Source organism: Shewanella sp. Koi 1 (assembly GCF_052907445.1).
The window spans coordinates 1,833,170-1,856,563 of the sequence record NZ_JBREJM010000001.1; the positions used below are offsets into that span (position 1 = coordinate 1,833,170).

The 23,394-nt window shown below is 47.0% G+C and carries 25 protein-coding genes; 13 read left to right on the top strand and 12 right to left on the bottom strand.

The annotated features are described in order from the left end of the window. Positions 1–21: 21 nt before the first annotated feature. Positions 22–273 carry a YecH family metal-binding protein gene (locus tag ACUZ8J_RS08040; RefSeq protein ID WP_126511555.1) on the top strand — a complete coding sequence of 84 codons (252 nt, stop codon included), beginning with the start codon at positions 22–24 and terminating at the stop codon, positions 271–273. 269 nt (positions 274–542) lie between these two features. On the opposite strand, the gene ACUZ8J_RS08045 is transcribed toward ACUZ8J_RS08040, so the two are convergent. From ACUZ8J_RS08045 to ACUZ8J_RS08070, 6 genes are all read right to left on the bottom strand, one after another. Next, a complete protein-coding gene (locus ACUZ8J_RS08045; protein ID WP_089067527.1) occupies positions 543–884 on the bottom strand; it encodes a replication protein RepA in 342 nt (113 codons plus the stop codon). Beyond that, positions 871–1,539: an AAA family ATPase gene (locus ACUZ8J_RS08050; RefSeq protein ID WP_086902600.1), complete on the bottom strand. Its 669-nt coding sequence runs from the start codon at positions 1,537–1,539 to the stop codon at positions 871–873. The genes ACUZ8J_RS08045 and ACUZ8J_RS08050 overlap by 14 nt, the downstream gene beginning before the upstream one ends. Before the next feature lie 77 nt (positions 1,540–1,616). Next, on the bottom strand, positions 1,617–1,919 hold the full coding sequence (locus ACUZ8J_RS08055) for a PilZ domain-containing protein (RefSeq protein ID WP_446693538.1): 303 nt from the start codon (positions 1,917–1,919) through the stop codon (positions 1,617–1,619). 151 nt (positions 1,920–2,070) lie between these two features. Continuing rightward, on the bottom strand, positions 2,071–2,475 hold the full coding sequence (locus ACUZ8J_RS08060; RefSeq protein WP_011623180.1) for a phosphate-starvation-inducible protein PsiE: 405 nt from the start codon (positions 2,473–2,475) through the stop codon (positions 2,071–2,073). Positions 2,476–2,623: 148 nt separating this feature from the next. Then, on the bottom strand, positions 2,624–3,796 hold the full coding sequence (locus ACUZ8J_RS08065; protein ID WP_446693539.1) for an NnrS family protein: 1,173 nt from the start codon (positions 3,794–3,796) through the stop codon (positions 2,624–2,626). 412 nt (positions 3,797–4,208) lie between these two features. After that, a complete protein-coding gene (locus ACUZ8J_RS08070; RefSeq protein ID WP_446693540.1) occupies positions 4,209–4,718 on the bottom strand; it encodes a DUF2062 domain-containing protein in 510 nt (169 codons plus the stop codon). A gap of 32 nt (positions 4,719–4,750) precedes the next feature. On the opposite strand from ACUZ8J_RS08070, the gene ACUZ8J_RS08075 reads away from it, so the two are divergent. From ACUZ8J_RS08075 to ACUZ8J_RS08090, 4 genes are read left to right on the top strand one after another with little or no spacing between them, the layout of a single operon-like run. Next, a complete protein-coding gene (locus ACUZ8J_RS08075) occupies positions 4,751–7,072 on the top strand; it encodes a DNA internalization-related competence protein ComEC/Rec2 (RefSeq protein ID WP_446693541.1) in 2,322 nt (773 codons plus the stop codon). A 32-nt stretch (positions 7,073–7,104) separates the two neighbouring features. Next, positions 7,105–8,907 carry a lipid A export permease/ATP-binding protein MsbA gene (gene msbA / locus ACUZ8J_RS08080; protein WP_446693542.1) on the top strand — a complete coding sequence of 601 codons (1,803 nt, stop codon included), beginning with the start codon at positions 7,105–7,107 and terminating at the stop codon, positions 8,905–8,907. After that, complete coding sequence (gene lpxK / locus ACUZ8J_RS08085) at positions 8,908–9,915, top strand: tetraacyldisaccharide 4'-kinase (RefSeq protein WP_446693543.1); 1,008 nt, start codon at positions 8,908–8,910, stop codon at positions 9,913–9,915. Further along, a complete protein-coding gene (locus ACUZ8J_RS08090; protein ID WP_011623174.1) occupies positions 9,905–10,084 on the top strand; it encodes a Trm112 family protein in 180 nt (59 codons plus the stop codon). The genes lpxK and ACUZ8J_RS08090 overlap by 11 nt, the downstream gene beginning before the upstream one ends. Positions 10,085–10,188: 104 nt before the next feature. Here ACUZ8J_RS08090 and ACUZ8J_RS08095 read toward each other — a convergent pair whose 3' ends face one another. Next, positions 10,189–10,653, bottom strand: a complete 465-nt coding sequence (locus tag ACUZ8J_RS08095) for a hypothetical protein (protein WP_374918748.1) — start codon at positions 10,651–10,653, stop codon at positions 10,189–10,191. A 163-nt stretch (positions 10,654–10,816) separates the two neighbouring features. On the opposite strand from ACUZ8J_RS08095, the gene ACUZ8J_RS08100 reads away from it, so the two are divergent. Continuing rightward, on the top strand, positions 10,817–11,506 hold the full coding sequence (locus ACUZ8J_RS08100; RefSeq protein ID WP_248968293.1) for an energy-coupling factor ABC transporter permease: 690 nt from the start codon (positions 10,817–10,819) through the stop codon (positions 11,504–11,506). Positions 11,507–11,565: 59 nt separating this feature from the next. On the opposite strand, the gene ACUZ8J_RS08105 is transcribed toward ACUZ8J_RS08100, so the two are convergent. From ACUZ8J_RS08105 to ACUZ8J_RS08115, 3 genes are all read right to left on the bottom strand, one after another. Further along, complete coding sequence (locus tag ACUZ8J_RS08105) at positions 11,566–11,922, bottom strand: glutaredoxin family protein (protein WP_086902606.1); 357 nt, start codon at positions 11,920–11,922, stop codon at positions 11,566–11,568. Positions 11,923–12,155: 233 nt separating this feature from the next. Beyond that, positions 12,156–15,374 (bottom strand): DUF748 domain-containing protein, encoded by a 3,219-nt coding sequence (locus tag ACUZ8J_RS08110; protein WP_446693544.1) that lies wholly within the window; start codon positions 15,372–15,374, stop codon positions 12,156–12,158. Positions 15,375–15,641: 267 nt separating this feature from the next. After that, a complete protein-coding gene (locus ACUZ8J_RS08115; protein ID WP_086902608.1) occupies positions 15,642–16,022 on the bottom strand; it encodes a VOC family protein in 381 nt (126 codons plus the stop codon). Positions 16,023–16,374: 352 nt separating this feature from the next. On the opposite strand from ACUZ8J_RS08115, the gene ACUZ8J_RS08120 reads away from it, so the two are divergent. The 4 genes from ACUZ8J_RS08120 to ACUZ8J_RS08135 all read left to right on the top strand — a co-directional run bounded on the left by ACUZ8J_RS08120 (position 16,375) and on the right by ACUZ8J_RS08135 (position 18,300). Beyond that, entirely contained in the window at positions 16,375–17,079 is a 705-nt protein-coding gene (locus ACUZ8J_RS08120) for a DUF445 domain-containing protein (protein ID WP_446693545.1), read from the top strand. A gap of 166 nt (positions 17,080–17,245) precedes the next feature. Beyond that, positions 17,246–17,680: an IS200/IS605-like element ISShes8 family transposase gene (tnpA, locus tag ACUZ8J_RS08125; RefSeq protein WP_039978090.1), complete on the top strand. Its 435-nt coding sequence runs from the start codon at positions 17,246–17,248 to the stop codon at positions 17,678–17,680. A gap of 85 nt (positions 17,681–17,765) precedes the next feature. Further along, positions 17,766–18,113, top strand: a complete 348-nt coding sequence (locus tag ACUZ8J_RS08130; protein WP_446693546.1) for a VOC family protein — start codon at positions 17,766–17,768, stop codon at positions 18,111–18,113. Then, positions 18,094–18,300, top strand: coding sequence for a DUF1289 domain-containing protein (locus ACUZ8J_RS08135; protein WP_089067539.1), 207 nt, complete (start codon positions 18,094–18,096; stop codon positions 18,298–18,300). Before ACUZ8J_RS08130 ends, ACUZ8J_RS08135 begins: the two co-directional genes overlap by 20 nt. Positions 18,301–18,412: 112 nt before the next feature. Here ACUZ8J_RS08135 and cdd read toward each other — a convergent pair whose 3' ends face one another. After that, complete coding sequence (gene cdd, locus ACUZ8J_RS08140; protein ID WP_086902612.1) at positions 18,413–19,303, bottom strand: cytidine deaminase; 891 nt, start codon at positions 19,301–19,303, stop codon at positions 18,413–18,415. A gap of 207 nt (positions 19,304–19,510) precedes the next feature. Beyond that, entirely contained in the window at positions 19,511–20,923 is a 1,413-nt protein-coding gene (gene sbcB / locus ACUZ8J_RS08145; protein WP_446693547.1) for an exodeoxyribonuclease I, read from the bottom strand. A 175-nt stretch (positions 20,924–21,098) separates the two neighbouring features. Here sbcB and ACUZ8J_RS08150 point away from each other — a divergent pair, with 175 nt between their 5' ends. The 3 genes from ACUZ8J_RS08150 (at position 21,099) to ACUZ8J_RS08160 (ending at position 23,269) form a co-directional block, all read left to right on the top strand. Further along, a complete protein-coding gene (locus ACUZ8J_RS08150; RefSeq protein ID WP_446693548.1) occupies positions 21,099–21,905 on the top strand; it encodes a hypothetical protein in 807 nt (268 codons plus the stop codon). A gap of 32 nt (positions 21,906–21,937) precedes the next feature. After that, the gene (gene rlmA / locus ACUZ8J_RS08155) at positions 21,938–22,753 is read left to right on the top strand and encodes a 23S rRNA (guanine(745)-N(1))-methyltransferase (protein ID WP_446693549.1); all 816 of its coding nucleotides are present in this window, start codon (positions 21,938–21,940) and stop codon (positions 22,751–22,753) included. 306 nt (positions 22,754–23,059) lie between these two features. Further along, positions 23,060–23,269: a cold-shock protein gene (locus ACUZ8J_RS08160; protein WP_011072720.1), complete on the top strand. Its 210-nt coding sequence runs from the start codon at positions 23,060–23,062 to the stop codon at positions 23,267–23,269. Positions 23,270–23,394: the final 125 nt, after the last annotated feature.

Consider the following 23,394-nt stretch of genomic DNA (forward strand, 5'->3'; position numbering starts at 1 on the left):
TTTACATCTTTTGGAGAGACTATGTCCGATTCTGTTCACGGTCATGACGTTATGGCGCTGATGGTAGCGCAAGAAAATCCGCTTTTAAAGCCTGAGTTTATCGCCTTGATGGCACAAACCTTTGGTGACAATGCGCGTTATCATACCTGCAGCGCCGATAATCTAAAGGCAGAAGAGCTAATCAGTTTATTGATCCGCAAGGGGAAAATGCTGGAGTCTGCGCAAGGGCTCACACTGGTCGCGGGTCGGCAGTGTAATCATTCACACCACTAAGATGATTGAAGTACTCTTGTTAATCTAAGCCTTGCTAATCGAAGCCTAGCCTAATTGCAGTCAGGCTTCATATGAGCCTCGGCGAACGGATCTTAGTCGATATAGCGCCAGTCCAGTTTAGCAACATTGGCCGCATTAGGTTGCGGCCAATGAAATCTCCCGAAAGCGCAATTTTATAGAAGGAGAAAGTTGCATCCTGGCAGTTGCTATTGCGGAAAAATTTAATCGGTTTTGGATAAACGATTAATATCAATGAATAAAGAGCAGGGTTAGCCTTCATCTTTCTTACTTTTATTGACTACTTTAAGCTGTTCATCGGCGGTTTTTCGGCTGAATTCATCAATCAAAATACGCAGCAGACGCGATTTGGCAATCTTGGTTTCTTTTGCCAGGCCATCGAGCTGGGAAATACTGGTTTCGGTTAAGGTAAAAGTCGCGTGACGGTAGATCTTGGCGGACTTTTTATCTAATCCCTTTGGCTCGGGAGTGGGGATGCTAAGAATACTTGCTTTACCAAGAGCATAGTTATTGGCATCTTCAATAAAATCATCAACAGAAACCGACTTGATGACTTGTTTGGGTTTCTTACGTTTAAGATCAGTTAAGCTCATAACTATTTTCTGGAGGTAAGGTGAACAGCTCATCCACAATTGCGCGGATTTCGTCGGCCGCTTTTCCATCGGGCTCAATTTCCATCACGGACGATCCTTTTTCCTCACTGTCATCGTAAATATTGCGGCAGAACGTGACCGAGTTGAGCACGCGTAGGCCAAAGGATTGGACAACTTCTTTCGCCTCAAGGATCCGTTTGACCTGTGTGGGCAGTGCGGGACATTGGGTGAGTACTATGGTGGCCACCATTTTGGGGTTAACCATCTTACAGGTGCTGAGCATGTCTTCCATATGGGGCAAGGTTTTTAGATCGCGACGCTTAGGTCTTAGGGGGATCACCACGTAAGTGGCCACCGACATCGCGGCGCGCATCGCAAGGTTATCTTGGCCACCACAGTCGACAATCACATAGTCGAAACGCTCATTAAGACTGAGCAAATCGTTACGAATTTTGCCGTAGAGTTGAATACAGTTAATGGCAGGGAGGCTAGGGTCGTTGTTTCGGGCTTGGATCCAATCGGATGTGGTACGTTGTGGGTCACAGTCGACCATCAGCACATTGGCGTCAAATTTCTGTTTTATATAAACCGCCAGATTTTGCGCGAGGCAACTCTTGCCACTGCCACCTTTTTCACCACCCACCAGCAATATCATAGCTATGTCCCCTGTACGAATAGTTCAACTAATTCAGTGTAGAACAGCTCAATCGACCCTGCGTAGCTGGATTGAAATTAAAGCAATTGCATGGCGACATGATAACTTTGATCATGACGTTTAGAGCAGCGGCAGACCTGACCCTTAACACTATTCTCATGATCTGTGTCTGGATTAAAGGTCACGCTAACTAAATCACCCAATGTGAAGGGTTTTTTGTAATCAAACAGTATGCCTCTACGGGCTAAATCGATGCACACACCTTGGTCGGTATGCTCTATACCGTTATTGTCAGTCCAATGTAAAAGTACACGTTCGGCTTCCATATCCACGCGAAGCGACCCACGTTTTTCTTCAAATCCTGTTGGATGGTCACCCATAACTCAATTGCCCCGTAAATAATTGATCTCAGTAAAACTAGCATAATTGCTTTTTGGCAGAATACCAATGTGAAAGCGAGGTCTTTGACGGGGATTTTACTGGCAGGAACAACGCGCCATTGCGTTTGGCTGGCAATGGCGCGTGGGAGAGTTAATTATCGTATTCTTGATTTTTAGGGTAAGGCATTTTTAATTGGCCCCAACGGATAACGATAACCGTAGCCGCTAAGATCAACGTAGAGAGTGAAATGGCGGCAATTCGCCAGTCATCCATGCTCTTCATATCTAAAATTAAATACCGCGCTAGGGCGACAATCGCAATGTACAGCGGCATACGCACGGGTAATTTGCCCGATTCGGCGTAGTTGGCCACCATGGCGAGCACTTCAAGGTAAATAAACAATAACAGCAGATCGGCAAGCGCTACGGCGCCGACATTAAAGACATGAACAATTTCTTGGCCGATGGCGACAACAGTCGCAATCGCGATGATGATTAATACTAGATGCTCAACGGCTTTTAAGCCCTTAGCACCGTATTGACGATAAAATGGCATAGGTACTCCCTACTGAATATTTTTATAAATAGTAACAGTAAAAATACCTTAGGTAGGGAAAAGAGGCGTGATTCTCTGTGACTCAATTCACAAGATAACAAATGCTCGTTGAGCCACAGAATCAAGCGCCACGATTTTAGACGCCGCTTTAGCCTGGGCGTCCATCGGCCCTTACGCGACAAAGCATGGGCCCATAGCAGTAACAGAAACAACCAAAGGCTATGATCCACAGTGCAATGGCGGCGAGCATGAGTTCGATAAACCATGCACTGAACAAGCCCGCGAGGACGCGCAGCAATGTGGCGAAGAGGATCAAGGCAAAAGCCAACGCCATGGGTCGTGGCGGTGTTAGCGTGCGGCCTGTATGTCCGAGTGAGACCCGTGACATCATGGCGAGGATCATTCCGCCTAATCCCCCAACAGTAATCGCATGCATGCCAACGGAAAGTGGTAATCCCGCAGCAATCAGCCCTAAGCCGATGGGGATGCATAAGTAACTTAAATGCAGCGACCATAATAGTGGCACGGGCCAACTCGCGCGCCATCCCCAACGTGACCATCGAAATAACAGGACTACGCCTGCGACGCCCGCCAGAAGGCGAGTTAATAGGGTTTCAGTGAAAAAGAGGCTCAGCACGAGGGCAAAGAGGCTCGCAAAACTGACAAACTCAATTGCTGGGATAGGGGCTTGCTTTTGCCATTGGGTTGCGCGCTCAGTGAAAAATGGGATCACTCGTCCACCGAGCAGCGCCACTATCACGGCGACCAATATCACAGCGGCATAGAGTCCGTTATTCATCCAATTCAATTGATTCGTCATTAAGCCGTAATAACTCACGCCGTTGAAGAGGGTGAGTAAACTAAGAATGGGAATAAACACAAAGTTGCGCCACTGGCGAACCTCTATCACCGAAATGGCTAACAAGACCGCAGTTAAGGGTAAAAACAGCAGATCGATGGTCATAATGACAACAAACGGAATGTTGAAGGGCAATATGAACAACAACCGAGGCAGTAGCCAGACTAAAAATAGCCCAGCTAAAGGCAAGCCTTTAACGCCGGGGCGCCCCGTCCAGTTTTGAACGGCCGTCAGTAAAAAGCCTGCAACCACTGCGCAGACAAAGCCAAAAATCATCTCATGGCCATGCCACCAGAGTGGATTGAGTGTACTTGGCAGTAACGACTTGCCGGAGAGCAAACCGCCCCAAATACCCAAACTTAAGAGACTAAACAGGCTTGCAAACAGGAAAAAGGGTCTAAAACCTAAGCGAAACAAAGCCACTTTAGGTTGTAAGTGTGCGGGTTCATCAATATTCAGCATACAGATCAGTGGTGAAGGTGAACATGGGAATATTTTAAGCTGCAAATAAAATGAATGTATATATCTCCTTTTGAGTAACAGTCAGTTTACTGTGGTGAAAGCTGTTTATTTTGTTGTTAGCTGCAACGGATTGGCTCTTAGATGCGAGACGAGATAACAGGCTGCTTTACGATTCGAGTTTAGCAAGTTGCAAGTGTGACAAGGTCTGGGAGGGGAATGCACAGAGGAGTTAACTTGTTCAATAGCTAGAGCTGGTGAGCCAGAAAAACTCGATACTACAGATTAAGCTAATGGTATCTAATCCGAATCAATAACAAGGCATCTAAGCGCTAGTCAAAGTGCTTAGATGCTATTGGATGCGCTTAGATACAGCCCAGGTGAGTATGGGATGGTGCGGCAAAGATTCGACAAATTATTTTGTCTTACGCTTTTGCCATTTAAACATGATGGAATATTTCCACAGATTACTGATCGTTAGATATCCCACGGCGGAAAATATTACTCCTAATACTAAGCAACCCAGCAAAAATGCAGGACCAATAGTGGCTAGTGAGGATTCAATCCATTGCCAGCTGGCTTCAAAGGCAAACTCTTGCGGCGCATGGCCCAGAAGTTTTGCGCCCAATAAATAAGCGCCATAAAACATCACGGGCATGGTGAGCGGATTGGTGATCCACACTAATGCGACAGAGACAGGAATATTGACATTAAACAGGATGGCGAAAGCGGCGGCGACGACCATTTGAAAGGGCATTGGGATCCAAGCGACAAACAAACCTATGGCAAAGGCCCCCGGGGCAGAGCGGCGATTAAGCGCCCACAGATTGGGGTTATGTAATAAGCGACCGAAAATGCGTAGGTGTTTGTGCTCACGCAGGGTTTCAGGCTTAGGCATATATTTTTTGATTAATTTTTTTGGCATAGGCTGAAATTGCTGTCTTAACTTAATTCACTATGAATGGATTCATTTTTGGCTTTAGTGCCACCTTATTATCAGCGATGTTGTGGCCCTCGCTGCTGCCAATCAATTGTTTACCCTACCTTTGCCTTGGGGCACTCATCTTATTCAAAAAAGCGCCTAGTTTGTCTGGCATGCTTTTCGCGATGTGTTGGCTTACGGGGTTTTGCTTAGTCTTATCTCGGCAGGATCTTCCTTTATCGCAACAGCCAATTCAAGTGAGGGCCGAAATCATATCACTAGTTAGTCAAAACAGCGACTGGGTTAGCTTCGATATTATTGTCGATAAACCAAATTTAATCTTTTGGCCAAGGGCTAAGTTGCGACTCACTTGGCAATCTCCCGAAGCGGTGCAAGTGGGACAAGTTTGGTCATTTACGCTGATGCCTAAAAGTATCTCAAGCGTGTTAAATCAAGGCGGTTACAACGAACAAAAGCAATTGATTAGTCAGCATATTGTTGGCAAAGGACGAGTCATTCATGCTCAACTGCTCACGACTCATTTTTCATTAAGGAATCACCTGATTAGCCAATTATCCCCTAAGTTGTCGACATTCGCGCAGGGGGATATTTTGCTGGCGCTGATTTTGGGCGATAAGCAACTCATACCCGCCAGTAAGTGGCAGGCATTAAGGCAAACGGGAACCGGGCATTTAGTGGCGATATCTGGGCTGCATTTATCTGTGGTCACCGCCTGGGTGTATGTGTGTACGCTGTTTCTATTGAGCCGCTTCGCGGCGCATCCCAGTCGGCGCAATCTAGTGATTGCACTATTGCTCTCTGGCTGCAGTGCCTTCTTTTATAGCTATTTAGCGGGATTTGCCGTTTCGACCCAACGCGCGTTAGTGATGATCCTATTGATCATGCTGCTGAGTTTATTAAGACGCTACTCGAGTGCGTGGGATCGTTTACTGTTTGCACTCTTTATTGTGCTTTTGCTCGATCCGCTTGCCTGTTTGAGTGCTGGTTTTTGGCTGTCGTTTTGCGCCTTGGCGATTATTTTGTATACCTTGGAAAGCGTGCCGCGTATTCAGCCCGTTGAAGGTAACGCGAGCTTTAGAGCAAAAGCGAGAGGAAGACTTGCGCAGTTTTGGTCAATTCAATGGCGTTTAAGTCTGGTATTAGGGCTGGTGCAGGCGGTGTTTTTCGGCGGCCTTAGTGTACACAGTCTGTGGATGAATATGCTGGTGGTGCCGTGGTTTAGCTTAATCGTTATCCCCTTGTCTATGCTGGCGTTTATCCTCTGGTGGTTGGGCACACTTTTTGGTCAAGCATGGTTTGGCTTGTTCCATCTGGCTGATTTAACACTGTTACCCTATGGCTGGTTACTCAAACTCAGCGGTAATTTACCCGCCCATTGGCATTCGGTCTCAGATACCTTGCTTGGAGCTAGTCTGTGCGTATTGTTGGCCTTGATTCTATGGCGTTACCTTCCGCATCATAGTCGATATGGACTATGGCATTTACCCATAGTCTTGCTGTTTATTCCGTTCATATTAGTGATTTTTCCACGGGTGACTGTGTCATCTTCGCCTCAGTGGACGCTGCATCTACTCGATGTTGGGCAGGGCTTAGCCGTGGTGATTGCACAGGATAAACGGGCACTTATCTATGACACGGGCGCCGCCTTTGGTGAGGATTTTAGCTATAGCGAACGGGTGATTATCCCGTTTCTTAACAGTAAAGGTTTAGCTCAGGTGGATTATATTGTTGTGAGTCATGGCGATAACGATCATGCCGGCGGTGCCGAGGTGTTGGCCAGAGCCTATCCAAGGGCAAACTGGATAACCGATGTGGCTCATTTAGCTGGCATGCCCTGTTTGCCGCAGCAAATTCAGTGGCAGCAATTAACGTTAAACTTTATTTCCACGCAGACAGCGCTGGGTGGGAATAACGCCTCTTGCGTACTGCGCATTGAGGATAGCGTGCACAGTGCGTTACTCAGTGGTGATATTGAGAAGGAAACCGAAGCGGTATTGATTGAGCAAGCACTCAAAGGCGCCCAGCTTAAAAGCCAAGTGCTTATTGCGCCGCACCATGGCAGTCGCACCTCATCAACCCCTGCCTTTATCGATGCGGTCGCCCCTGAGTTAGTGTTGTTTCCGGCAGGTCTGAATAATCGTTATGGCTTCCCAAAGCCCGATGTGGTTGCACGTTATCAGGCGCGGAATATTGCTTATTTAACGACGGGGCGAGAAGGACAGATCAGTGTTTCTTTTGGTGCTGAACGATTGGAGGTGAAGACCTATCGGCGTGATTTTGCGCCATTTTGGTATAACCGCTTGTTTAGATTTGGTGACTTGATTAATCCAGAGTAGAATGGCCACTTTGCCATAATTTAGTGTTTTCAATGACAGCATCTCCTAAAGACGAAATGTGGACAGTTTTCAAGCGACTACTGAGCTACCTCAAACCGATGAAGGGCATGTTTTTGCTTTCCGTTGTCGGCCTGATTGTATATGGGCTTGTCGACGCGGCCTTTATTTCTTTTATCGGTCCTTTTATCGATAAAGGCTTTTCCAGTGCTCCGGCGATCAGTAACGGTATCGCACTCCCCACTAGCCAAGGCTTCCATGCCGATAACCAAGTGTTATTAATGGCACCGATAGTGGTTATTTTGATGTTCTCCCTGCGCGGTTTTGCGAACTTTGTCTCCACCTACGGCATTTCTTACATGAGTGCGCGTTTGATCATGGATATGCGTCAGCAAGTGTTTGAGCACTATCTGAGCCTGCCCGTGAGCTACATGGACAAAGAAAACACCGGGAACTTGATTTCAAAAGTGACCTTCGATACCGAGCAAATTGCCCGTGCATCGGGGAGTGCCTTGATTTCCATCGTGCGTGATGGGGTGACGGTTATCGGTATGCTTGCCCTGATGTTTTATAACTCTTGGAAGCTTTCCCTCTGTATTTTAGTGATTGGCCCGATTATGGGATTGGTGATCACTATTGTTAGTCGCCGCTTCCGTAAGGTATCGAAACAAATCCAAACGGCGATGGGCGATGTCAGTGCCGCGACCGAACAGATGATCAAGGGCCATAAAAACGTCTTGGCCTTCGGCGGACAAGAAACCGAAACGGCGCGTTTCGCCAAAGTGAATGACAGAAACCGTCATCAAAACATGAAACTCGCCGTGGCGCAGGCGATTAGCCAGCCGCTTATCATGGTAATTGGCTCCTTTGCCTTGGCCTTTGTGCTGTATGCAGCGAGCCTCGATAGCATGAAAGCCGATCTGACCGCAGGTACCTTCGCAACCATCCTCGGCGCTATGATGGCCATGTTACAACCGATCAAAAACCTCACGCGTGTGAATGCCGAATTTCAGCGCGGTATCGCGGCCTGTACCACGGTCTTTGAACTGTTAGACACTTTGCCTGAATCCGATACGGGGACTTATACCGTCAAGCGTGCTAAGGGCAACTTACGTTTCGATAATGTGTCCTTCAGCTACGATGGGCAGGAGCGCCGCGCCTTAGATAAAATCGACTTCGAGGTCACCCAAGGGCAAACCTTGGCCTTAGTCGGCCGTTCTGGCTCGGGTAAATCCACTATCGCCAGTCTGGTAACGCGTTTTTATACTGGCTTGGAATCTGGTGACATTCTGCTCGATGATGTGAGCATCTATGATTACTCATTGAAATCATTACGTAATCAAGTGGCGCTAGTGTCGCAGCAAGTGACGTTGTTTAACGATACCATTGCCAATAACATCGCCTATGCCTATCCCGGTGAAGCGACCCGCGAGCAGATTATCCAAGCGGCGACCTTGGCCCATGCGATGGAATTTATCGAGCAATTGCCTGAAGGTTTAGATACTCAAGTGGGTGAAAACGGCGTGTTATTATCGGGCGGCCAGAGACAACGTATCGCGATCGCCCGCGCTATGCTGCGTGATGCGCCAGTGCTGATCCTCGATGAAGCCACCTCGGCACTCGATACCGAATCTGAAAAGGCGATTCAGCAGGGGCTGGATAATCTACGTCAAAACCGTACCTCGGTTGTGATTGCCCACCGTTTGTCGACCATTGAAAGTGCCGATCAAATTTTAGTGGTCGATCAAGGCCGTATCGTCGAGCGCGGTACCCATAAATCCCTGCTGGAACTTGGCGGCATGTATGCCAAGTTATACCAAATGCAGTTTGGTAGCTAAATGCAGGCGCTGGTAAATAAAATTTGGTACGAGGGTCACCCATTGCGGTGGCTCTTGCTGCCGTTTTCTGTGTTATTCGCTTTGATCACCGCGATTCGTCGCAGCCTGTTTCGCTTGGAATTCAAATCCCAAACCCCATTACCCGTGCCTGTTATTGTGGTGGGAAACATTACCGTTGGTGGCAGCGGTAAAACTCCCACAGTCATTTATTTGATTGAACTGCTACGGCAACAGGGGTTTAACCCTGGCGTGATCAGCCGTGGTTATGGTGCGGATATCCAAGGGGTCAAAGTCGTTACCGCAGCGGATAGTGCGGCGGCTGTAGGCGATGAGCCCGCCATGATAGTCGCGCGCACCGGCGTACCTATGGTGGTGGGAGCCAAACGTGTCGATACCGCCAAGGCGTTGCTGGCACAGTTTGCCGTGGATGTGATTATCTGTGACGATGGCTTGCAACATTACGCCCTTGGCCGTGACATTGAGCTGGTGGTGATTGATGGAAAACGCGGTTTAGGGAATCGTCATTTGCTGCCAGCAGGGCCGCTACGGGAAGGTGCTTGGCGCCTAAACCAAGTGGATTTTGTAGTGGTCAACGGTGGGCCCGCTCAGGCGAATCAATATGAGATGCAGCTGAGTCCGAGTGCGGTGTTGCCGGTAAATCCCAAGGCTGAGGCCGTGTTTGACCCGACGCAACCCGTGGTGGCGATGGCGGGCATTGGTCATCCGGCGCGTTTTTTTGAGACGTTAACGCAGCAAGGTATTCAACTCGCGTTATCCCATGGTTTTGATGATCACCAAGCCTACGATAAACACGTGTTATGCGAGCTTGCGGCATCTCGCCCGCTGATGATGACAGAAAAAGATGCGGTTAAATGTCGCGATTTTGCACAAGAAAACTGGTGGTATTTGGCTGTGGATGCCAAGCTATCGCCACAATTTGATCAACAGCTGCTGAGCCGTGTGCGCTCTGTGGCTGCAGCTAAACAAGGAAAATCCCATGGCGTTTGATAAAAAACTGTTAGACATAGTCGCTTGCCCAGTGTGTAAGGGAAAATTGGAATACGATAAAACAACGCAACAATTGATTTGTAAGGCAGACAAATTAGCCTATCCAATCACGGATGGGATCCCTGTGTTACTCGAAAACCGTGCCGTTCCTTTAAACGAAGCAGTTTGATCTGCTGGGCCATTGTGAATCATCGGTAGGCCATTTGGGGCTTAAGATGCTTCGGTCTATAAATGGCAAGCTTAAGAGGGCGATAATCTCGCCCTCTTAATGTTTTAAAAACGCACGAATTTTTGTTTATCTTCCTCGGTGGCGCCTTCTTTACATTCTCCACGAATTTCGCCGCGTCCCGATTCAATATTTCGACTCAACTCGAAATAACCCTCGCGGCAATATCCTGTCATTTCTAAGGTTTTATCTAATCCCAGCTCGACTTGTTTACCCCAAATCTCGAGTGAGTCGGCCTGCTCTTTGCGGCTACGGCGTTGCTCTCTAGGATCTTGGGCGACTTGGCGCATGCGTTCTTCGTGGGGGAAGGGGCGCTCGGCATTATCCTTTTTCGATTTGTCTTCGGCTAAACCGGCTTGATAGGTAAAGAGTTTCAGGCCATCGGCGCGGATATCTGTGGTGAGCTTATCTTTAAACTTCCCCGCAAATTCAGCGGGATCTATCGGGGCGCTGCTACAGGCGAGTAGGGTAAAGCAGCTCAGCAGTGTCAGACTTATCGATCTTAATGGCATATGAGGGATTACTCTTAGGTGATTCACTTATCGAAGAATACCTTAATATGCCGCGAAATATCATGCAATTATGGGTTTTATTCGCGATATACTCACTCTCGTATACCGCTTATCTTTACCGCTTTAGCACGCCGAATGGCGCTGTACCGAGGGAGCCTTACTCATGTTGGACTTTTGGGCGAATCGTTTTGCACAAATCGAATGGGATATCAGCCCATTGCAGTGCCTGAGTCTGTTGCTGCTGGGACTGTGGATTTATGCCATCTGGCCCAAGGAAGAGTTACAACAGGTACTGAAGGACAAAGGCCTACAATGGCGACTGTTACTGACCTTGATTGCGGTGAACACCCTGTGGCTGCTCAATGCCAGTATTCAAGTGGGATTGCATTTACACTTTTTAGGCATAGTCACTTGCCTACTGATGTTTGGTTGGCGTTTAGCCACGGTTGCCTTGCTGCTACCGAGCGCTTTTTTCAGTGTCTTTGTGTTAAAGCAGCCCGCCGAGTTTGGTGCCTTTAGCCTGTTTGCGATTGCGATTCCGCTGTTCTGTGCTTTTATTCTCTACAGCCGTAGTTATCATTTGTTCCCTAAGCATATTTTTGTGTTTATTTTTGTTGGCGCTTTTATTAACGCTGGTTTGTCGACGGTTTTTCATCAATTCAGTTGGGCATTCTGGCTGTGGTGGTCAATGGATTACGACTGGGGCGTGTTGATTGATAACTATCTGATGTTAATCCCACTATTAGCCTTCCCCGAAGCGCTACTCAATGGTATGGCGGTGACGCTTTTGGTGGTGTACCAACCCCAGTGGTTGTTTGACTATTCCGATCGCGAATATCTTTGGCGTAAATAAACGTGGTGCCTGTAAAGCAAGAGGCAAATAAAAAGCGCGCCATAGGGCGCGCATTTCACTTAGGCAAAGCGTTGATCTAAGTAATTAATAATTTCTTTCGATTCATACAGCCATTGCACTTGGCCATTTTCTTCGATGCGTAAACAAGGAACCTGTTGTTTACCCCCCTTTGCGATGAGCTCATCTTTGTGCGGTGATTGTTTTGCATCAACCGTTTGAATATTTAGTCCTTGACGACGCATGGCGCGGCGCACTTTTACGCAGAAAGGGCAGGCATTGTACTGATATAAGGCCAACGCTTGGGTCTGGGCGTCAATCTGTTGTTGCTCTGCCTGTGGGCGCTTGCGCTTCTTTGGAGTGAACACAAAGTTCAGTAACAAAATGATCCGACCTAAAATCCAGCGAATAATAAACATAATTACCTCGAATAAAGTGTGTTAGCGCGCCGCAGTATGGGTGGTGCAAAAGGGCATTTCGTTGTCGAAAATACTTGGCGAAATGTGATTCCGTTCGCATAAAGCCGCAGAGTGTAACCTAAGGGATGCGTGAGGCCAAGCAATTGAGAGTGAGGCTGTTTGTCGACTCGCGGTATAAAAACGCCCAGTGGGCACTGGGCGTTTTATTATCCATGTTTTGATATTGGTGAGTATTAGTTCGCGTCGATGCTCATATTCACCTGCGCCGCATCTTGGTTCAGGGTCACGCGGCTCTCGAGTAGGAAAATCCGCTCCGGCGCTATCCCTTTACTGTCGACAAGATAGGCCTTCACCGACTTCGCCCTCTCTTGGGCTAAATCACCAAGCATACCTTGGCTGACGTTTTGCGCTTTTACCGTGAGGTTATACAGGGCGATGTGCCAACGGGTAGTGAGTTCCTCTTTGCTGAGTGGTGCATCTTTGGTCTCGGCAATAATAGTGTCTTTCACATCATCCGGATTGGTTTTGACTTCCTGCTCGTACAGTTTGACCAGTGCATCGGCCAGTGGACCCTCGGTTGGGAATTGGCTCGGACTGAGATCCGCGGGTAATTCTGTCAGTGGCAGATTGGCTAGTGTGGCCAGCTTACGCTTCATCATACGCTCGGCAATCGCTTGGCTATCCTTGACGGCATCCACGCTGCCTTCGAGACTCAACTTGAGCATTGGGCGATCGTCTAAGCCTTTAGCGAGTTTATCTAAGCTTTCCTGCTCATGTGGACTGAGTACAAATTGCCCTGGATTGAAGGGGATTTTATCCAAGGTTTCATCGGAGCCCACCAGACCCGCAAGGAAAGAGAAGGGCGCTGTTACGGCCTTAGTGATCACATTGGTGATGGCCGTCATGATAATACCGCCGACACTAAAGCTGGGTGAGTCTAAGTCGCCGGAGACTTCCATCCCAAGGTCAATCACGCCGTGGCGGTCCTGCAACAGGGCAATCGCTAATGTCACCGGTAAACTGGTAGCTAAGTCACTGTTACTGCGTTTACCCAGTTTGAGCTGATCAATCACTAAGTGGTTGCTGCCCTTGAGTTGGTTTTGCTCCAGTTTGTAGTTGAGCGCTAAGGATAATTGCCCTTTATCGATGTAATAGCCAGCATAGGTGCCTGAATAAGGATTTACTGAGGTTAGCTCGACACTCTTAAACACTAGGTCTAAGTCAAGATAAGGCTTATCCAGTAGTGGGTTAATATCCCCTTTTAGGGTCACTGGCGCATAACGGTCAATTTTCCCCTTAATATCGACCGATGCCTTAGTGCCGGGTTTAGAGGATAAGTGACTGATATTGCCTTCAAGCTGCTCAATGCCTGAGGCAAAGTTAGGCGTGAGGGAGTTATCGGCGAAAAACGCCGAGCCTTGGTTAAAGCTGATTGTCTGAATATCTAAGCTTAACTCGGGCTGCTTAGCCGTTGCATCGGGGCTGCTCTGCGGCTTAGCCACTGTCTTTGCCGTTGAAGCAGTAATCTTAGGTGCGTCGGTCGCAGGCGTTTCCACTATCAGATTACTGATATTGGTCGTGCGATCCTTAGCGATAACCACTTTAGCGTAGGGCTGGTCAAAGCTTAAATGGTCGATATTAATTTTATTCAGCTGTTGGTCAAAATCGAGCTGATTAATATGCATTTTTTGCCATTTAACCAAGGGCGCTTTACGAATGTTGTCGAGGATACTCAGCTCATTCAGTTCAACACTGCCTTGATAAATCGCCTTACCTTTGCCATCGGCGTTTAGCTTACCCTCACTGCTGAATAGGCCGCTGCTGAGCTGCATATTCACATAGGGTGCAAGATAGGGTTGGAATTGGGCTAAGGCGAGCTGTTCGACTTTCAGATTGGCACTAATGGCTTCGCCAGGCACATCGACCTGCCCTTGAGAGTGGAAGCGCCCTTTGTCATTCAGACCAAAGGAAAGTTCGTAGTCGATGGGTGCTTTTAAATCACTCACAATGGCTTGTGTTGCAAAATTAAGGGGATAAACACGCCATTGCTGTGGGGTTTGGGTGAGTTTATGCTCCTCAAGTTGAATATCGTAGTTTTCGATACTCAGCCCGCCCAGTGTCACTAACCAAGCATCTTGCTGTTCAGTGGCGCTCTTTTCCGAGGCCTTTTGTGAAGGCGATGCGGCGGACGTGTTCGTTTCAGCTGACGCTTCTGTTGTTTGCGCTTCTGCAGGTGTGTTCGGCGTTGCGGTATCTGGGCTGGCAGCCATAGATGTTGGCATTAACAGCTGCGCTAAATCGATGCCTTGTTCATCCAGCTTGGCCTTAAGGCTTAAACCTTCACTGTGGATTTGCTTAATGTTGATGCGCTGCTTGGCGAGGTTGAGGTTTACTCCATCTATCGCCAGCAAGGGTAAGGCGATAATGGACTGGTCGCCATTGAGTAAATCAACTTTCTCTACAATCACTTGGCCGCGATCGGCCGTGAGTTGTACGTTTCCATCCGCTGGCAACTCAACTTGGTAATGACTGTTGATACTGAGTTCACCCGTCGCCAGTTTTACCTTGAATTGCTCAGCAACAAATGGCCAGAAGGGGGCGAGTTGCAGTTTTGCGAGTTGTACATCCCCGACAAGTTTAAAAGGGAAAAGCTGGAATTGTCCGGCAAGGCTGACTTCACCCGCATGGGCATCCTGTAGCTGGGCGACAAATTGGTTGTGCAGAATGCTCGGAGGATTCGATGCAGTGTTGGCCTGAGCCGTAGGCGCAGCCGTTGCAGGCTTATCCTGAGATTGAGTCGCTTGAGCAGTTGCAGGGTTAGCGGGATTGGCCGTCATCAAATACTCAGTATCTAACTGACTGAGTTTAAAATTGATATTGGGATAATCAACTAAAGCATGGGTGATGTTATCCTCAAATTTGACCTTACCCGCCGTTAAGCTGAATTCACCTAAAATCACTCGCAGTGGGCGGGTATTTTCTGTGGTGGTTTCTGGCTCATTCGGGGTTTTTGCCTGATTAAGCCGAGTCAGAATGTCGTCAAAATTGAACTGCGTTGCCCCTTTAGATTGAAAACGGCTGACATTGGCGAAGGGCCCTTGCAGCTGGATATGGTCAATCACAAGGGCTTGATTAAACACGGATTGCCAGAAGTTCACTTCAAATTGAAGCTGAGATAATCCCGCAAAGGCTTGATTGTCACTCTCTTTAACTTCGAACTGTTCGATATTGACTCTATAGGTAAAAGGATTAATTCGCAGATCCTGTAATGACACAGGACGGCCCAAGACTTCGGTAAGCTTCTCTGGGGCGAAAGACACTACGGCCTTGGGGAGTACCAGTCCAAGGATAATTAGGTAACTTAAGTAGGTTATCGCTAAATAGGCGAGAATTCGTTGGTATCGTGGGCGGCTAAAGAACGCGAGTTTTAACCGTGATAGCTGAGTCAACATAGTGAGATTAAGGCTCCAATACGCACGCTGGCGCGAAATCTATCAATTAATGCGGCTATTCTAGCGAATAATGCTTAAGTGTGCATGATTTGTTTTGATTTTTCCCAATAAAATCTGAGCATTACCTTGCGATAACCCATTTAGGTGATAAGCGATATTAAGTGATAACCCTAGATTCACAGGGGCAACATTTTTGTGCCGCTCAACTTTGGCTGACAAGTTGAGCCTCATATTAATAATCAGATAATGCGCGAGCTCAATGCTCTGTTATACCGAGAGATAACTTATCGCCGCGATAATGGCACCCTGTGGGTCTTTTATCCAACAAAAACGACCTACTTTGGGAATATCCTCTGGGCCAAAGAGTATGTCTCCACCAAGTTTTTTGGCATTAATTGCCACTATATCGACATCGGCGACAGTGACATAACCCGTCCAATGGCAAGGTAGTGCGGGGATTAGATTATCTGTGATCCCTCCGATGCCAACACCTTGATTTTCAATGAGGTGATACTGACCATGGGGCATTTTGACCGTTCTAAACTGCCAACCAAACACTTCGCCATAAAAGCGCATGGCTTCTTCGGAATCGTGGGTACTGAGTTCATGCCAACCTAAGGCACCAGCGGTGTTAAATGCAGAGTCCATAAGCGCATCCCTTATGTTTTGAGTTATTGAGCAAACGGGTGAAGTAATAGCCACCTTGAGTGTAGACGATGCTTTTCAATAATTCCTAAGCGCCTTGAGAAATGTGCAATTATTTTTGTTTAATAATCATTAAACTAAGTTAATGTTAATTAATGAAATAACCTCATTCGCTTCGCTCATCATCATCTAAGTAACGCCGGTTCGATACCGCTTGAGTTAGCTGGGTTTTCGCGATGTTTTATTGATCTTTGGTGACGCTTCGCATCTCTTTTCAGCATTAGACCTGCATCCCCTTCGCTTGCTAAACTAGCGCCATTTGCAATCGCATCGATAGCTTAAGAGGGGAGTAAGATTGAATAAGAGTTTAGTGACAAATGTGTTAGCGGCCATTTGTGTGATTTTGGGATACGCACTGAGCTTACCCATTCTGTTTAATGTGGGTTTGTTTGCCCTATCTGGCGCCATAACTAACTGGCTTGCGGTGTATATGCTGTTTGAGAAGGTCCCAGGTTTATATGGTTCTGGCGTGGTGCCATCGCGTTTTGAAGAGTTCAAAGCGGGGATTGCACATCTTATGATGAAGCAGTTCTTCACCACAGAGAATATTGACCGTTTTCTGTCGGAAAAAGAGGGGATTAGCCAAATCGATTTGGCGCCAGTGATTGATAAAGTCGACTTAGCACCTTCTTTCGATGCCTTAGTTAACACTGTGGCACAATCTTCCTTCGGTGGCATGTTATCCATGTTTGGCGGCACAGAGGCGTTAATGCCGTTAAAGGAACCCTTTATCGAGAAAATGAAAGCCTCTTTGGTGGAAATGTCCGAGAGTGAACAGTTCCGCAACTTATTGAAACAAGAGATTGAACAGCCGAGTGTGATGGCCGATCTACAAACGAAGATCGCCAATATCGTTGAACAACGCCTGAGTGAATTAACGCCGCAAATGGTTAAACAAATCGTGCAGGAGATGATCCAAACACATTTAGGTTGGTTGGTCGTGTGGGGCGGGGTATTTGGTGGCGCCATCGGACTTGTCGCCGCCTTAGTACAAGGTTAATCTGGCAATAGCCAGCATACTAAAGGGAGCATTGGCTCCCTTTTTTATTTTTAGCCCAAAACCACCTACTTCAGTAGGTGGTTATCATCATTTGAGGCTTTGCCTGTATACCTACCCATGTTAAATGCATCTTTGATTTTTAGCGAAGTCAAAAGAGGCAAATAACATGAGTAGATACGAGCAAGCATCGCATGTGTTCTGGCGATGTCAATATCATATAGTCTGGACACCAAAGTACCGCTTTCGGATATTGAAAGGTAATGTCGGAAAAGAGGTTTATCGATGCATTCAGGTTTATTGCCATCAAATGGGATGCATAGTCATGGAGCTAAATGTTCAAGTTGACCATGTCCATTTAGTGGTGAAGGTACCTCCGAAGATATCTATATCGAATTTAATGGGGGCGTTAAAAGGTAAGATAGCGTTGAAAATATTCAGTAAATTTCCTTACCTACGTAAGAATAAACTTTGGGGAAATCATTTTTGGCAGAGAGGATACTTCGTCGATTCGATTGGAATTAACGAGGAAATAATCCGTAGATACGTTAGGCATCAAGAGAAAGTAGAGCGGCAAGAGCAGGGTCAACTTGCTCTTGAATAAAGGCCCCCTTTTAGGGGGTTAAAACAAAGCCACCTTCTTCAGAAGGTGGATTCTTTACTTTGATTAATCATGAGCAGGGAACGTTATGGATCATCACAGTATTAATTATTTAGAAATCCCCACCACAGATATTAGCCGCTCCAAGGCCTTTTTTAATACGGTATTTGGCTGGCGCTTTGAAGATTACAGCCCGCAGTACAGCTGTTTTATTGATGCGGGGATCACGGGAGGGTTTTATCAAGCAGAGGTGAATTTTAACCTCGAAAAAGGTTGCCCGCTCATCGTGTTGTACAGCAAGGACTTAGAACAAACTCAAGCGGCGGTGACGGCGGCGGGCGGCGATATCAGTGCAGATATTTTCAGCTTTCCCGGTGGACGGCGTTTCCACTTTATCGAGCCTGCGGGCAACGAATATGCGGTCTGGTCAGAGTAATCACCTCGAACATCCCTGCGTGCGAAATTGCTGCCTCGATCAGCAAGATATCTGCATGGGCTGCTTTAGGCATTTGGATGAGATCTTAGCGTGGCGCACCATGACACAGGCGCAGCGCGATGATTGTTACTTGAGAATGGCTGAGCGAAAGGCGTTGTTCGAGGCTAAACGAAGCGCTAATCCTTAAGTGTTAATCTTTAAGCTGTAGGCGGTAAATTAAGAGTATCTTATTGTAACAGCTAGAAAAACGGCGCTTAGCAAATACAAGTGTATAAAGCTAAAGCGCCGCTAGACTCGCGTTAGACGGGGTCGACCACAATGTGCTCAAGTTCGATGGCCGCAACGGCATGTAAAGCATCCATAGTTGCGCCCACTAAACTGATTTTCCCCTGTGACGATTCGACCAACACTGCACGGCGGATCTCGCCAAAATCACGGTTATGTCGAGTCAGATTCGATAAGGCCATCTGCATTGGCAGCATGGAAGGGTTAAACGCCGCGTTTTCAGCGTAGCGACCACAATAGGTTGCACCATCTGCCGTTTCTAATACGACAGCCGCGTAACTTTGGGTATAAGGTGCATAGCTTAAACCCGCATGATCTAATGCCTCAATCACCATAGGATCGCTGCTATCGAGGGCAAATTCGGTTTCATGCTTGACCAGCAAGGGCGACTGTACATTTAAGTCCTTTGGCCCAAATGCGTAGGGTAAGTAATAGGACAGTAAATGGCTGTCTTGCGATGGCAGATGGATCTTAATTTGGCCACCCTCGACGAGTTCGTTCATAAACTGACGGCAATGACCACAGGGGCTGGCATTGACTATCATGTCGACAATTTGGCTCTCGCCACTTAACCATGCGTGGCTGATGGCGCTTTGCTCCGCATGCACTGAGTGAAACAGGGCCTCGCCGGGCAGTTCTAAGTTGGCGCCCATATAGATGTCGCCACTTTTGCCTTTGGCAATCGCTCCGACATAAAACTCGCTGATCGGCGGTTTCGCTAAGGCGGCGGCAATAGGCAGCAGTGCCAGTAACACTTCGGCTTCGGTCATTTTGCTGCTTTGGACTAACTCTGCCAGTTGCTGTGCATCAATATGTCCCGCAAAATTTTGATGTAATAGGGGAATTAATGCGTCAGCCAATGGTGTTGGCAGCTGGGTTATGCTTCTGATAAATCTATCTTGCATTTCCCGACTCCTTGTTTGTTAAGTTCATGGAAGAACATTCTAGTAATTTTGTTACGGTATAAATGCGAGTTAGTTCGCGTTTACACCTCAATTTAACGCCAGATAGGTTACATCTGAAAGTCGTTATCACTGTCTGGCGTTAACTAACGGTCTTATTTAGCTATCTGCTTATCGGTTCACTATCGGTGTTTTAGCGTTCGCGTCGCTTTAGAGCCCGCGTAAATAGTGACACAGAGCTGCGAGTAACTTCTGTTTGTGTTCATCACCCTCGGTATCTTGCAGCAGATTTTCAAGTTTCAGTAAATAATCCTGATCGCTCAAACGTTGCTGGCAGAAGGTACGCCAACGCTGGGCCTCTTGATCATTCAGCTGCTCTGGGTAGTTACGTGCCCGATAGCGAAACAGCATCTCGGGGATACGTCCATCGTCAAACTGCAGATCTAGCGCCGCTAGATTTTGTGGCAAGGTATGGCGAATGATCTCCATCTTGGCTTTATCGGCGGGGCTGAAAAAACCACCGGAATACAGCATCAAATCGGGATCTGTGGTTGTCACTTCGCCTTCATGCTCAAAGAGTTGCGCGAGTTTTTCCCGCAATTCTGGATGAGCCTTTAAGCGTTTGTATTGCTCTCTAGCAAAGGCTTTATCGATATTGAGTCTGTCTGCTTGGGCATCATCCAAAATCTTGGCCGAGGTAATAAAAGGACATTTGTTAAGGTGAACTTGTTTGACGGGAATAGGTAACTCATCTGCGGCAAGTTCGGCTCTTGGTGTATACATGCGAGTCTTTATTTGCTCGACATCCAGCTCAAACAGCGGGCTTAAATCCATCGCTAAGTTAACGCAAATGATGGCGTTTTTGTTGCTTGGATGGTGGGCAACGGGGGCTATCAGCGTCGTACAACCCTGCAGCGCACTGATTTTGGAACTCACATGGGCAAGCGGTTGCATATTCAATACATCGATTTGTGCACTCACGGCCTGTTTACGACGCAGCTCAAAATAGTATTGATATAACTTGGGTTGCTTTTCTTTAATCAGCTTGGCCATGGCGATGGTGGCGTACACATCGGACATGGCATCGTGGGCTTTTTCATGGCTTAAACCATTGGCTTGCGTCAGGTGCTCTAACTTAAAACTGGGTGAGCCATCTTCTTTTAAAGGCCAATGGATCCCATCTGGTCTAAACGCATAGCAAGCTCTGACTAAATCGATGATATCCCAACGTGTATTGCCATTTTGCCATTCGCGGGCATAGGGATCGATAAAGTTACGGTAGAATCCGTAACGGGTGACTTCATCGTCAAAACGTAAGGAGTTATAGCCTGCGACACAGGTATTCGGTTGGCTAAAGAGTGCATGAATGCGCCCCATAAACTCGGTTTCTGGCAAGCCTTTTAAGTTGGCTAATTGTGGTGTGATCCCTGTGATTAAAATGGCTTCGGGCGAGGGGAGATAATCCGTTGATTGTTTACAGTAAAAAGTCTCGGGTTCACTGATGATATTGAGATCTAAGTCTGTGCGGATCCCGGCAAACTGGGCCGGTCTATCCTTGGCTGGAGTGGCTCCGAAGGTTTCATAATCGTGCCAAAAAATACTTGGCTGAGATGCTGTATACATAATTTCAATCAAATGACGGTTTTGTCGAATGATAGCATCTTAACACTTAAACTCACCGCAATATTCATTAGCAAAAACCGAGATTGAGAAATTATATTGAAAAGATAAGCGCTTAAGAGGTGATCTTTACCTCGGTTGACAGTTACAATTCCCCCTTGAACAGGGAATCAGTCATATGCATCATCAATATCTTAATGAACCTATGGTACTCGATGTCGGGCTGGCCTCGACGCTGACCTTAACCTTGCCCAGCAATATTAGCGATTTCATCGTGCTTGAGGCGATGGGGGGACCATTGCTCGAGTTGATTGTAGTGTCAGAAACACCACAGCCGCAAATTGCCGTCCGCTTCCAGCCTATTTTGGGACTTAAGCTCAATGCAGTTGTGGTTGATGCCGCAAGCTTTACCACATCTAGTTTACGGCATCGGGGGCAGGGCGTTCGGCTTTATCCTCGTCTGGGGACTGCACCTAAATTTTGCGCCCAAGAGCTGCGGACAGGGATATCCATTAAAGTGGATGTGCCGGACGGAGTCGCTTTGTCACTACAATCTGCGTCTAAGTTTGAGTTAGTCACACTCGAATCCGATGTTCGGAGTTTACACGAGCCCAAAGTGCTAATGATGGCTAAAGCTATTTTAGCGCGGGAATATGACTATAATGCCACTGCCGAATCCCTTGCTGTATGCTTGACTGAGATCGAGCAAGTCCGGCTTGAGCTGCAAGCGTTTTTGCGGGGGGAAGTAGGACTCTGCCATGCCAGTTTAGCCGAAGAGGCGGTTCGACTCGATCCCTTGCTGCAACAAAAACGTCAATGGCTGTTTCGCACTTATACCCATATGTTCGAGCGACCAAACTTTAGTCGCGCCGCCAATGACGGTTTGAATATTGATAAAGCCTTAAGGAAGCTCGAATGTTTTGAGCTACTCGCTTCCCCTGAATTACTGCAAATGGTGGAGCGACTCATGGAAGATGAGGCATAAGCTAGCCATTCCAAACATTTAAGAGTTAACCAATGCAATATATATGTCCTTTGTGTGCTTTACCGCTCACCTTGACTGAACGAACTTGGGGATGCCCGCAGGCACACAAGTTCGACATGGCCAAAGAAGGTTATGTGAATCTGCTCCCCGTGCAGAAGAAAAATTCCAAAGATCCCGGTGATAATCAGCAGATGATGTTGGCTCGCAGGGAGTTTTTAAATGCGGGTTACTATCAAAGTTTAAGTGACAGAGTGAATGCGTTGGCACTTGAGTATGCCAGCGAGGCGCAGCGGATCCTCGATATCGGCTGTGGTGAGGGGTATTACAGCCATCGTCTATACGATACTCTGGCAGCCAGTCATCCTTGCCTATTACAAGGTGTTGATATCTCGAAATCGGCAATAAAATATGCCGCCAAACGTTATCCTGGCTTAAGCTTTTGTGTGGCGAGTGCCTACGAAATGCCAATTCCAGCCAACAGCATCGATTTAGCGATTCGCATTTATGCCCCATCAAAGGTGGAAGAATTACAGCGGATCATGGCGACTGGCGGGATACTGATCACTGTGTCACCTGGGCCTTTGCATCATTTTGCATTGAAACAGCAAATTTATGCTGAACCTAGATTACATCCAGTGTCAGACGCAAAGATAGTAGGCTTCGACTGCTTACATCAAGAGCGGCTAAGGTCACAACTTGAGCTAAATATCAGCCAAGATATTAGCCATTTTCTTGAAATGACTCCCTATGCTTGGAAGTTTTCTGCGGAACAAAAGCAAGCATTTGCTCGAAGTGGGTTAAGTTGCGAATTAGATTTTCAGATTGAAGTACATCGCATTTCAGTCTAGAGATTGATTTTAAGCTATTGAAATAAATTATTTAAAATGCTTAACTGTCGATGCTTAAGCCGTAAGAACATGCTGTTCTGCGAGCCGGTAGCAAAACCTTAAACTGGCTTGGTTTAAATAAATTTTTCAAAGTGTCGCAGTGTGTTGACTTATCTTTAGAATGGTTTATAGTTTTACTAGCTTGAAGGTTGGGCTTATATTTATGTGTTCAATACGACCAGTTCGTCCTGTAAACATAAGTAATACCGGCATTTTCCAGCTCCACCGCCGTTAAGGCTTTAATTTTTTATTTACAGGATTTATATCATGTCTCAAGTTACTGGTGTAGTTAAGTGGTTCAACTCTGACAAAGGTTTTGGTTTCATCGAGCAAGAATCTGGTCCAGACGTATTCGTTCACTTCCGTGCAATCAACTCTGACGGTTTCAAAACTCTTGACGAAGGTCAAAAAGTGTCTTTCACTGTGACTCAAGGTCAAAAAGGTCCTCAAGCTGAAAACGTAACCGTAATCGGTTAATTTTCAGTGCTGTTAGCCTAGGTGCTAATAGCAAGGGATTTAAGAGCTGTGGTTGATACCATGGCTCTTTTTATTTGTGCCGCGTTTAAGTTTTCTGCGTTATTGCTTTACGTCCCTGCGTGTTG